The following is a 12889-nucleotide window of genomic DNA, read 5'->3' on the forward strand; positions in this document are numbered from 1 at the left end:
AGGGAAGAGGAAAGTTGTCGAAGACATCAAAATATACTAAATGTATAATTTGAAGAGACGACCTGCGAAGGAGACTATGCGACAGAGCAGACTGGTGCTAGCACCAGCCTCAGGGCGCGCCAAAGAAAGCTACCTCATGTAAAGAGGTGGCTTTCTTTGATGTAACCGAGGGACTCGAACCCTGAGAGGGAAGAGGAAAGTTGTCGAAGACATCAAAATATACTAAATGTATAATTTGAAGAGACGACCTGCGAAGGAGACTATGCGACAGAGCAGACTGGTGCTGGCGCCAGCCTCAGGGCGCGCCAAAGAAAGCTACCTTAAGTAAGTGAGGTAGCTTTCTTTGGCGCGATATAACTGTATTAAATGTCTATGTTCTGAATATTATCTAAAAATAAATCGACTAACATTGGATCAAATTGCGTACCTGAGTTTTTAAGGATTTCATTTAATGCATCTTCTTTAGATAAGGCTTTTTGATAAGGTCTATCATTAGTCATAGCATCATATGAATCTGTGATTGCAATAATCCTTGATTGAAGGGGAATTTCATCTCCTTTTAAACCTTTTGGATAACCAGTGCCATCGAAACGTTCATGATGTGCAAGTACATAATCAGCAATACTATTTTGTTCATTTAAAGAGTTTAAAATCCTATATCCTATTTCAGGATGTCGTTCAACCTCTCGTCGCTCTTTAGCAGTTAAAGAAACAGCGGTATTTAAGATTGAGCTATCTATACCAACTTTTCCGATATCATGTAATAGAGCTGATTTTATTAATTCTGACATTTGATTTCTATTTAAATTTATCAACTTACCTAGATATTCACTAAGCTTACTAACACGTTTAGAATGTTTTTCCTGATAATTATAGAGTTCAAATAAATTTTGGAGTATATAGTCTATTGGTTTTTTTCTTTGCTTTTTACTTTCATAGAGTTTACGTCGATACATCCAATCATCAGATTTTTTTTGTACTTCATTTATACTTTGTTTCATTTCTGTTTTTGTTTCCCAACCAAATGATATTGATAAAGGGATAGAAGCTAGGGTGATATGAGAACAGATTGCTGTCATTCTTGATATGAGATTTTTGGCATCTTTGTCCTCCATATTTGGTAGTAGTATGATAAATTCATCTCCTCCTACTCGTGCGATAATGTCATCTTCTCGACAACATGATTGGATTACTTCTGCTGCTTTTTTTAATAGTTTATCTCCCATAGCATGGCCAAAGGCATCGTTAATTAACTTTAAATTATTAACATCTGCCATTATTATACTTAGGGGTAAATTTCGTATTGTATCTAGACGATGTAATTCCTCTTCATAAAAAGCTCTGTTGTATAAACCAGTTAATTGATCGTGAAAACTTAAATACTCAATAGCTTTAATTTTTTGTTTATCCATTGTAATATCTTGACTAGATCCAACTATATATACTGGTAAATTATTTTGAAAAATAGGTGTAAGTGTTGTTTTCCAAGTTCGAATACCAGCAGGCAGGTCAAGAGTTTCTTCATAAGATATTATATCACGTGCTTCAATACATCGAGTGTAGTTATTATAAAGATAGGTTCCAATGTCTGATCCAAAAATTTCTTGTGGTGTTTTACCGTCGAAATTTTCAGGTTTAAGCCCAGTTTTCTCTTGATGAGAGAGATTGTTTTTAATATAAAAAAATGAAGTATTATTTTCAACAGCAATTAAAAACAAGGCATCCTGTGTACCATGAAAGATAATTTCATTTTCAAGAATAAGTTTTTGTATCTTTTTTTCACCAGATAAACGCTCTAAGACTAGACCTATTTGATGAGAATAGATACTAATAAAGTCATTGTTATTAAAGTCGTATTCAAGTGGCATAAAGATGATAAATTCGCCAAGTATTTGACTATCTTTCATTATTTTTTGTACTATAACTTGACCTATTTTTAGTTTATTTGCAAGTATTTCTGGAAGATGATTGCCAATAAACTCATATATACTATTAAATATTGTAGTATTACTAGAAAGGGTCATAGCGTTTGGAATAATATTGTTGATCCATCTTTTACCTATAAGGCCATAGCCAAATACATTCTCTACTTTTATAATATCTTCTTGAGCTCCAGATATAGATATTGTAGTGCTTTCAGTAATATTATCTTCTTCATAAAGATTAAAGGCTACATATTTAGCATTAGAAAGTGATAATACCATATCTGAAATTTTTTGATAATCTATATCTTCATAAGATGTTTGTAGAAATTCCTCAGATGACTTTACCATTTTTTCTAGGCATATATTTTTTTCAGTAATTTCAGTAATATCACGTCCAGTTGTATATATAAGATTTTTGCGATACTGGGAGTGCCACTCAATATAATGATATTTGCCATCTTTACATAAGCAACGATTAACAAAGTTAGTAACTGTTTTTTGGTCGCGTAATTTTTTTGCTACTTCAAGAGTATCAGCCACATCATCAGGATGAACAAGATCTAAAGAAGCTTCACCTAATAAAGCTTCCCATTTACTATTTGAATCGATAATATTACCTTTTAGATCCCATATACATACCAAGTCCAGGTTAATTCTAAAGATTTCATTTGTTTCAATAGTTTCAACTATTTCTTTTGATATATCGTTATATAGGACGACGAAGTAATATTTTTTAGGAGAAAATACCTTTAAATTCATCCAAACTTCAAAAGTTTGAGAGTAGGCTCTTACATTTATACTTTTGCCATTAAGTGCTACATCGCCGTATATTTTCATATTATCACTGTCGTTAAATGGAGTTCCAAAGAATAGTTCACTACCATTTTTACCAATGACATCAGATGATTTTAGTTTAAAATATTTCTCGAACTCGGGATTCACCTCTATAAGTTCAAAATCATAGGGAACTCCATTATCATCTAGGATAACTCTTTGATAAGAATATGCAGTTGGTAATTCATTTATTATTGTTTTATAAAATGTATCTTCCATTTTATTACCACCTTATATAATATAAACTCATCTTTTAAGAGTGAGACATTACATAGTTTATCCTAAAAGTTTTTCGATATAATAAAGATACTAAAATTCATAGTAAATTACAATGTTTATATTATAAAATAGAATGACTATTCTAATTTATAACGAAAAAAAATAAGTGGGGTGTAAAAGTCCCATTGGTTCTACTAATATTCAGTAGGGGATGAAAAAAACCCCTACTGAATAAAGTTTCACTTTATTTCTAGAATGATTTTTTCTTCTGATTCTATTTTACTATTAACTATATTAACTTTTAACCATGGTGAGGTTGTGTTATTAGTACCTTGAGCACATATATAGTATATACCATCTTGAATCTCACTAATACTAAATTCACCTGATTCATCTATCATAAACATTTTTAGGGGTTTTCCTTCTTCCTCATTTGATAATATTACTTTTATATCTACGAAGTTCATAGTATCTGGAAATTCTACTATGCCTTGTATACTAATAGTTGAATCGATACTGATACTACTAGTGATTTCGCCAAAATCCTCTATAATAAAAGAGAAGTCTATATCTGAAACTAATTCATTATTTTCAATAGTGAATGAAATATCTTTACTTGTATATTCATTGTTACCTGTATTATTTACGGTCATTGTGTAGTTCCCATCTTCAGTAATGTTAATTATAAAGTTACCATTATCATCTAATTCAGATTCTTCGTAAACTTCTGTAGTATCTTCTTTAAATACTTGAACAGTAAATTCTTGATTGTTAAACTTGTCATTAATAAGTACTTTTCCTTCAATTGTTAAGGAACTAGGTGTAGAATTTGTAATAATCGCGCATCCACTTATTAACATAAATAATAAGGCTCCAATTAACACTAAAATTTTCTTGGACATACTATAACCTCCATATATGTAGATATTACTTATAACATACTACAGTATATTAATAAAAATTTGTGATATGCGTAGTTTTAGATGCACAAGAAAGGATATTTTACTTGATTTACTGATTGTAAGAATAGTTGAATTTGGAGACTAATCATATAACGATATGAAACGCGAAGATTATGTTTCATATCGTTATAAATATAAATACTTGATATTGATGGTTACATAGTAATATTTAATTAGTTAGAACGTTGAAATTACTAAATAAATTATTGGTTTTATAGATTTTGTTTAGTATTTCTTTGCCTAGGTCGATTGCTTCGTCTTCAGAAATATCTAAGCGTACTTCTCTTGTCTCTAACAAATCAAATGGTGAGTTTAGTACATATTTCTTAAAAATGTATCCACCAAATATCTTTTTTTGGATATGAACTTCAAACTTATCATTTGTAAGTGTAATTATTTCGTTTATTTTATTTAATTTCATAAGAGTTACCTCGCTATCATATATTTTTATGTGATAGTATAGTTCAACCTTATAAGTTACTTGGCTGTAATAAAGTAGTTAGGACTGTTGCTATTTTTTAGCTAGATCACTAAACTTTACTATCTTATTTGAATATGCGTCCGAGAAGCTATTCTTGGAACACTCAGTATGTTATTATATATATACCTTATTATACTTAAATAAACCTGAAAATTACACTAATTTATTATTATTATATAAATAGGAGTAAAATATTATGATAGACAAAAATAAATTAAAAGATATTCCTGAAAAACCAGGAGTTTATCTTATGAAAGATAATCAAGATAACATAATTTATGTTGGCAAAGCAAGAAATCTTAAAAACAGGGTAAAACAATATTTTCAAATTTCTGATAAAACAATTAAAGTAGCAACTATGGTGGAACATATTTCGGATTTTGAGGTAATTGTAACTCATACAGAAGTAGAAGCTTTAATTCTAGAATGTAATTTAATTAAAAAAAATATGCCACGCTATAATATTATGCTGAAAGATGATAAAAGTTACCCCTATATTAAAGTTACTACAAATGAAAAATATCCTAGAGTGATAATGACTAGGCAGATAAAAAAAGATGGTGCAAAATACTTTGGTCCATTTACTAATGTGAATTCTGTAAAACAAACACTAGATCTGATTAATAAATTGTATTCAATTAAGAGATGTAATAAAAATTTCAATGGAAACAAGAGAGAAAGACCTTGCTTAAATTATCATATCAATAGATGTCTAGGCGTGTGCTTGGGAGATGTATCAATTACAAAGTATAACGAATACATTCAAGAGATTATAAACATATTAAATGGCAAGCACGATAAGGTTATTTTAAGGCTTAAAGAGGAAATGGAAACAGCATCTAAAGATCAAGAATATGAAAGAGCTGCGCAACTAAGAGATCAAATTAATGGCATTACTCATATTACTGAAAAACAGAAGATGATTTCTAGCGCTATGGAGGATCAAGATGTTGTTGCTTTTTTTGGAGAAGATAAAGAATATTGTATTCAGGTGTTTCTTATTAGAAAAGGGAAACTATTAGGACGAGAACATTTTTGTTTTTCTGAAATTGATAATGAAAGAGATTTTCATACTCAATTTATTAAACAGTTTTATAATAATGAAAAATTTATTCCAAAAGAAATACTCATACAAGCCCAAATAGAAGATTGTGAAGTGATTGAAGATTGGTTATCAGATAGAAAAGGAAGTAAAGTAAATATTAGAGTACCTCAGAAAGGTATTAAAAAGAAATTGTTAGATATGGTTAAAGATAATGCTAAAATTGCATTAGAGGAGCATAAAAATAAAATTGCTGTACATGATGAAAAACAAAGAAAAGCTTATAAATGGTTAATGGATAGCTTAAAATTAACTTATATGCCTACTCGTATAGAAGCGTATGATATATCTAATATAAAAGGAACTGATAATGTTGGCACTATGGTAGTATTCGAAGATTTAAAAGCAAATAAAAAAGCCTACCGAAGGTTTAAAATTAAAAGTATTGTTGGACAAAATGATTATGGTAGTATGCAAGAAATTGTATTTAGACGTATAGAAAGAGGCGTAAAGGAATTACATGAAGGTAAAAATTCTAAATTTTTGCCTTTCCCTCAATTGATATTATTAGACGGTGGAATTGGTCATATTAATGCAATAAAAGAGATTATGTCTCATTACCCACAGTTAAATATACCTATATGTGGTTTAGTAAAAGATGATCGTCATAGACTTAGAGAAATAGTTTATGAAGGAAAGTGCATTGAAATACCTCCTTCAACCCCAGTTTATTATCTTTTAAACAATATTTCTGAAGAAGTCCATAGGTTTGCAATATCATATCATAAAAAAATTCGTTCAGATAATTTATTAAGTTCTGAACTAAGTAATATACAAGGTATTGGTGATGCTAAGAAAAAAGAATTATTAAAAAAGTTTAAGGGTATAGATAATATTAAAAAGGCTACAAAAGAAGAACTTTTGCAGGTTAAAGGAATTAGTGATAAAATAGCAATAAATATTATGGAATATTTTACTTAAATAGCTATAGTAATTTGCTAGGAGATGAACACTAAATGAAATACAAATTATTAGCAGTCGACATAGATGGAACTTTATTAAATAGCAAAGGAATACTAACAAAAAAAACTAAAGACAGCATTTATAAGGCTATTGATAAAGGTGTAATATTCGTTATTTGTACTGGTAGGCCGATACAAGGGGTTACAAGTTTAAATGATGAGTTAGGAATTGATTTGCCATATATAACCTACAATGGAGCGATGGTTGTTAAAGGTAAAAGTAAAGAAATATTGTATGAGCGTTCATTACAATTTAATAGTGCACTTAGTATTTATGAACTAGGAAAAAAATATGATACAACTATTATTATTTGGTCAAACAACAAACTATACGTAAATAGAGCGGATGAAAAGGCTAAAGAATATAGTGAATTGACTAATACTCCATATACTGTCGTTAAAATGTTAGAAGACATACCACATGAAATTACTAAAATATTATGGTATGATGATAATGCTAAATTACTTGAATATCAAAAAAATATATCACCTAATTTTAGAGACAAGGTAAATTTTCACTTATCTAGACCGTATTTTTTGGAGTTTGTAGATGTACATGCTACTAAAGCTATTGCAATACAAAAATTATGTAAGTATTATAATATAGATATATCAGAGACTATAGCTATTGGAGATGGATATAACGATTTATCAATGATTAGTACAGCAGGATTAGGTGTAGCAATGGAAAATGCACCTGAGGAAATAAAAAATGCTGCAAAATTTATTACTACATCATGTGATGAAGACGGTGTGGCTAATGTTATATCAAAATTTATTCTGGAGGTAAGTTAATGAGTATTAGTCTTAAAGAATTTTGTGAAAATCTCTCATTAGAAATTTTATACGATGGAGGACATGAGGAAATTGCTATTACAAATAGTAGTATAAATCGGCCTGGCTTACAGCTTTATGGATTTTACGAATACTTCGATTACGATAGAGTTCAAATAATAGGAAAGGTGGAACACAGTTATCTAATGCATTTTCCAGATGTAAAAAGGCGTGATAAAGTAGATAAGTTTTTTTCTTATTCTTTTCCTTGTGCTATTATAGCTTGGAATATTGATGCAGAGTATATGATTGAAGCAGCAAAAAAACATGATAGAATTTTACTGAGGTCAAATATCGAAACTACAAAGATAATGTACAAAACTATACATTTTTTAGACGATTATTTAGCGCCTACAGTTTCAATACATGGTGTCCTAGTAGATGTTTTTGGAATTGGAGTTTTAATTACTGGTTCTAGCGGAGTTGGAAAGAGTGAAACAGCTCTTGAGTTAGTAAAAAGAGGACATAGACTTATATCCGATGATGTAGTACAGATAAAAAGAACAGGGGATAATCGACTAACTGGTACAGCACCAGAGTTGTTAAAACAATATATGGAAATAAGAGGAATCGGGATTATAGATGTTCGTACGCTATATGGGATAGGTGCCGTAAAGGAATCTATTGATATAGATATGTGCATACATTTAGAACATTATGAAGTTGGGACTTATTACGATAGATTAGGATTAGATAACGAATATTTTGATGTTTTAAATATAGATCTAACAAAAATAACTATACCAGTAACACCAGGAAGAAATTTAGCAATTATTATAGAAACAGCTGCAAGAAATAATCGCCAAAAAGTCATGGGGATAAATTCAGCAAAAGAGTTTGTCGATAAGGTCTATAAATCGACAAATAAGTAGAATGGAGTGAAAACATGAAGATAGAATTAGATACACATACTCATACTATAGCCTGTAATCACGCCTATAGTACTATAACAGAGATTGCTAAAGAAGCAAAGAAGAAAGACCTAAAACTTGTATGTATTACAGAACATGGACCTCAAATGCCAGGAGGACCGCATAAATATTTTTTTGCAAATATCAGAGTGGTTCCAAATCAAATAGATGGTGTTAAAATATTAAAAGGGATTGAAGCTAATATCATGAATGTTGAAGGTACTATAGATTTACCTGACGAATATGAAGATCGTATGGAAATTGTACTAGCTGGTCTACATGAGATGCTACTTCCGCCTGGATCGATAAAGGAAAATACAAAAGCTGTTATAAATACTATGAATAGAGAAGTAGTAGATATTATAACTCACCTTGGAAATCCAGTATATGAATTGAATTACGATGATATTATAAAAGCAGCTAGTGACACCAATACATTTATAGAAATAAATAATAGTTCTTTTGTTCATACTCGAAAAGGAAGCTTTAATAATTGTTTATCAATTGCTGAAAAATGCAAAAAAAACAATGTTTCAATTTCATTAGGTAGTGATGCGCACTTTGCTACAGATGTGGGAGATTATACTGAAGCTCTTAAAATGTTAAAAAGTATTGAATTTCCAGAAGAATTAGTGTTAAATACAAAGGTAGATAGATTACTAAGTTATTTACGAGGTAAAGGTAAAGTTGTATTACAAGACCCTCGTCAAAATATAAGGAGATGATTTTTATGGATAAAAAACCAATAGTAACGATGAAATTGAATAATGGAGATCAAATTAAACTTGAGTTATACCCTGAGATTGCTCCAAATACTGTGAATAATTTTGTGTCACTAATTAATTCAAAATATTATAATGGTCTAAAGTTTCATAGGGTTATAAAAAACTTTATGATACAAGGAGGGTGCCCACAAGGAACAGGAGTAGGGGGACCAGGTTATGCAATTAAAGGAGAGTTTAGTGGAAATAGCTTTACAAATGATTTAAAACACGATAGGGGAGTAATATCAATGGCTAGAGCAGGAGACCCTGATAGCGCAGGATCGCAGTTCTTTATTATGCATAAAGATTCTCCCCACTTAGATAGCCAGTATGCAGGATTTGGTAAAGTTATAGAGGGTATAGAAATAGTCGACAATATAGCAAACTGCAAAACTAGTTTTAATGATAAACCTTCTAAAGATATAGTTATTGAAGATATGACAGTTGAAACATATGGTGTATCATACCCAGAGCCTGACAAAATATAAGGAAGTAATCTGATTATAATCAGGTATTGTTAGTGTAGTTCTTAGATGAAATTTAAGAACTTACACTGACAATAAAATTTACTTATTTTAAAGCAGGAGGTATAGAAAAAAATGAGTGATATAAAAATAATTACTGATAGTGCTAGTGATTTACCTATTGAAATAATTAGACAATACGACATCGATGTGTTGCCTTTAAGCGTGATAGAAGGTGATACAGAATATAAGGACGGTGCAACTATTACACCAGAAGAAGTTTTTGAAAAAATGAGAAAAGGCATTAGTTTAAAAACTTCCCAAGTAACTACTAATGACTACTACCAAAAATTCGAAGAATATATTTTGAAGGGAAAAGATTGTATATATATTGGATTCTCATCAAATTTATCTGGTTGCTATCAATCGTCAATATTAGCAAGAGATCAATTATCAGAAAAGTATGGAGCTGATAAATTAAACTTACATATTTACGATACTAAGTGTGCGTCATTAGGATTTGGTTTAGTAGTGTTAGAAGCTGCTAAAAAAGCTAAACAGGGAAAAACAACCCAAGAAGTATTAGAGATTATAGATTATTATTCTAATAATATAGAGCATATTTTTACAGTATTTGACTTAGATTATTTACACAAAGGTGGGCGGCTGAAAAAAAGTACTGCTGTGCTTGGAAACTTACTAAATATATTCCCTATTCTTCACGTTGTGGATGGTAATTTACAGCTTCTAGAGACTGTAAGAGGGCGTAAAAAACATATGAAAAGAGTAATGGAGTTAGTTGACGAAAGAGGTAAAGATTTAGATAATCAGACTGTTGGTATAGTTCATGGAGACAATATTGAATTAGCAGAGGAACTTAAGAGTGTTTTTCAGGAAAGATACAATACTAAGGATTTTATTATTCGGCCTGTAGGCGCAGTGATAGGGGCACATACAGGACCTGAAATGTTCTCTCTATTCTTTTTAAAAAAATAAAGTTTGAATCGAAAAAGAAGATTTTAAGGTTATCTTAAAATCTTCTTTAAAATTCTAAATTATTTTATTTTTATCTTTTCAGTAGTGCTTCTCCTATTTCTTCAAATCCTGGTTTTTGTAGTAATCCAAACATATTCTTCTTATATGATTCTACCCCTGGTTGATCAAAAGGATTTACTCCAAGGAGATAACCACTTAAAGCACAAGCTTTTTCAAAGAAGTATATCATCTTGCCTATTGAGTAAGGGCTTAAATCAGGTAAATTTATCATTAAATTTGGAACTTTACCATCTAAATGAGCAAATAATGTACCTTTACAAGCTTGTTCATTTACGTAGTTCATTCCTTTGCCTTGTAAATAGTTTAATCCATCTAAGTCATATTCATCACTAGGGATTGAAAGATCAATTTCAAGGTTTTCGATATTAAGAATAGTTTCAAATAGATTTCTCTTTCCTTCCTGAATAATTTGACCTAAAGAGTGCAAATCAGTAGAGAAATTTACTGATGCAGGGAAAATACCTTTGTTATCCTTACCTTCGCTTTCTCCAAATAATTGTTTCCACCATTCGGAAATGTAGTATAAGCCTGGTTCATAGCTAACTAGTATTTCTATGAGATTTCCTTTATTGTATAATATGTTTCTGACAGCAGCATACTGATAACAAGGGTTAGTTATGTCTTTCTTATTAAACTCTACTATTGCATCCTTAGCTCCTTGTAAAAAGGAATCTATATCAATACCAGCTGCAGCAATCGGCAGTAACCCGACTGGAGTATGAACTGAATATCGTCCTCCTACATCATCAGGTATTACAAAAGAAGTATAGCCTTCATTCTCAGCCATTTTCTTTAAAGCTCCTTGTTTAGCATCTGTAGTTACGTAAATACGTTTAGAAGCCTCTTCTTTTCCGTATTTTTTTAATAAAAGCTCTCTAAAGAATCGAAATGCTATTGCTGGTTCTGTAGTTGTACCTGATTTTGAAATAACATTAATACTTATATCTTTATTTTCTGAAATATCGAGTAAATGCTTTAAATAGGTAGGACTAATATTTTGACCAGCAAAATATATTTTAGGAGCTTTCCTTTGCTCTGTAGTAATTTCATTATAGAAAGAATGAGTAAGTGCTGATATAACAGCTTTTGAACCAAGATATGAACCTCCTATTCCTATTATTATAAGAATTTCAGAGTCACCTTGGATTTTTAAAGCAGCATCTTTAACTTTTTGAATTTCCTTTTGTTCAAGTCTATTGGGATAGTCTAACCAACCTAAAAAGTCACTACCAGGGCCTTCTTTACAATTTAACATATTATCGGCTAATAATATGTTGGGAATAATATTATCTATTTCGTGTTTACTGATGAAAGAGTTGCTGTAATCAAACATAAAATGCCTCCTTTTTACTATGAAGATTAACTTAGTTTTTTTAGTCTATGATTACTGATAATATAGTATCATATAATTAAGCATATAAACATTATAACTGTTTTTACTTTATATTAGAATAAATATATGATAATATTTAGTAAATAGGAGGGTGATTTAATGGATTATAACATTGTTGTTGGTAGTAGCTGTGATTTTAATGATGAGTACGGAGATAAGATAAACTATTCTACAGTTCCATTCACAATAACCATAGATGACGAAAACTATAGAGATGATGAGAGTTTTACTGGGAAAAAAATAGTTGAAAAGATGAAGAACTCAGCTCTTGCAATAAAGACTGCATGTCCTTCTCCAAATGAGTTTTTAGAGAGCTACAAGAAAGGTGAAAACGTTTTTGTTGTAACAATTTCTTCAAAATTAAGTGGTACATATAATAGTGCTATCACTGCTAAAAATATGTACCTAGAACAATTTGAAAATAAATTTATCCACATATTTGATTCCTTAAGTGCAGCAATAGCTGAAACTATGATAGTAATAAAAATCAAGGAATTAATCGACGAAGAAAATTCTTTAAATGAAATAGTTCAAAAAGTGGACATGTACATTAAAGAGCTGAGGACACTATTTGTACTTGAAAAATTAGATAATTTAATAAAAAATGGTAGAATGAGTAAGCTAACTGGAAAATTTGCTCAATTCCTTCACATAAAACCTATTCTTTCTGAAGATGGGTCAGGTGAAATAAAAATGATCGATAAGAGCAGAGGTACAAAGAGCGCTTTGAAAAAACTTGTAGATCATATAGCCACTCAAGGCGTTGTATCTGAGAATAAAAAATTGGGTATTGTTCATTGTAATGATTTAGATAAAGCATTATTCGTAAAAAAGCTAATTGAAGATAAATATAATTTTAAAGAAATAATTATTACAGAAGCAAATGGATTAAGCGCAGTATATTCTGACGATGGTGGGATAATTATAGCATACTAAGTGCACAAGAACTCTTGGCGAGTGTGGCGACTTTTACAGGCACTTA

General features: G+C 30.3%; 11 protein-coding genes. 7 read left to right on the forward strand and 4 right to left on the reverse strand.

What is annotated here, in order from left to right; all coding sequences use genetic code 11:
* Positions 1–362 precede the first annotated feature (362 nt).
* The 3 genes from GC105_RS12250 to GC105_RS12260 form a co-directional block, all read right to left on the reverse strand.
* Positions 363–2978: a sensor domain-containing diguanylate cyclase/phosphohydrolase gene (locus tag GC105_RS12250; protein WP_152805188.1), complete on the reverse strand. Its 2616-nt coding sequence runs from the start codon at positions 2976–2978 to the stop codon at positions 363–365.
* Between the two features lie 239 nt (positions 2979–3217).
* Positions 3218–3880 carry a hypothetical protein gene (locus tag GC105_RS12255; RefSeq protein ID WP_152805190.1) on the reverse strand — a complete coding sequence of 221 codons (663 nt, stop codon included), beginning with the start codon at positions 3878–3880 and terminating at the stop codon, positions 3218–3220.
* Positions 3881–4109: 229 nt separating this feature from the next.
* Entirely contained in the window at positions 4110–4361 is a 252-nt protein-coding gene (locus tag GC105_RS12260; RefSeq protein WP_152805192.1) for a hypothetical protein, read from the reverse strand.
* Positions 4362–4617: 256 nt separating this feature from the next.
* Between GC105_RS12260 and uvrC the strand changes: the two genes are divergently transcribed.
* The 6 genes from uvrC (at position 4618) to GC105_RS12290 (ending at position 10454) form a co-directional block, all read left to right on the forward strand.
* Positions 4618–6444, forward strand: coding sequence for an excinuclease ABC subunit UvrC (gene uvrC, locus GC105_RS12265; RefSeq protein WP_152805195.1), 1827 nt, complete (start codon positions 4618–4620; stop codon positions 6442–6444).
* 35 nt (positions 6445–6479) lie between these two features.
* Positions 6480–7280: a Cof-type HAD-IIB family hydrolase gene (locus GC105_RS12270; RefSeq protein ID WP_152805197.1), complete on the forward strand. Its 801-nt coding sequence runs from the start codon at positions 6480–6482 to the stop codon at positions 7278–7280.
* A complete protein-coding gene (hprK, locus tag GC105_RS12275; RefSeq protein WP_152805199.1) occupies positions 7280–8191 on the forward strand; it encodes an HPr(Ser) kinase/phosphatase in 912 nt (303 codons plus the stop codon). The genes GC105_RS12270 and hprK overlap by 1 nt, the downstream gene beginning before the upstream one ends.
* A gap of 14 nt (positions 8192–8205) precedes the next feature.
* Positions 8206–8955: a phosphatase gene (locus tag GC105_RS12280; protein ID WP_152805201.1), complete on the forward strand. Its 750-nt coding sequence runs from the start codon at positions 8206–8208 to the stop codon at positions 8953–8955.
* 5 nt (positions 8956–8960) lie between these two features.
* Positions 8961–9482, forward strand: coding sequence for a peptidylprolyl isomerase (locus tag GC105_RS12285; RefSeq protein ID WP_152805202.1), 522 nt, complete (start codon positions 8961–8963; stop codon positions 9480–9482).
* 111 nt (positions 9483–9593) lie between these two features.
* The gene (locus GC105_RS12290; protein WP_152805204.1) at positions 9594–10454 is read left to right on the forward strand and encodes a DegV family protein; all 861 of its coding nucleotides are present in this window, start codon (positions 9594–9596) and stop codon (positions 10452–10454) included.
* Positions 10455–10524: 70 nt separating this feature from the next.
* Here the strand turns inward: GC105_RS12290 and GC105_RS12295 are convergent, their stop codons facing one another.
* A complete protein-coding gene (locus tag GC105_RS12295; protein WP_152805206.1) occupies positions 10525–11847 on the reverse strand; it encodes a glucose-6-phosphate isomerase in 1323 nt (440 codons plus the stop codon).
* Between the two features lie 159 nt (positions 11848–12006).
* On the opposite strand from GC105_RS12295, the gene GC105_RS12300 reads away from it, so the two are divergent.
* Positions 12007–12843: a DegV family protein gene (locus GC105_RS12300; protein ID WP_152805208.1), complete on the forward strand. Its 837-nt coding sequence runs from the start codon at positions 12007–12009 to the stop codon at positions 12841–12843.
* Positions 12844–12889: the final 46 nt, after the last annotated feature.

This window comes from Alkalibaculum sporogenes (assembly GCF_009362815.1).
Taxonomy (GTDB): domain Bacteria; phylum Bacillota; class Clostridia; order Eubacteriales; family Alkalibacteraceae; genus Alkalibaculum_A; species Alkalibaculum_A sporogenes.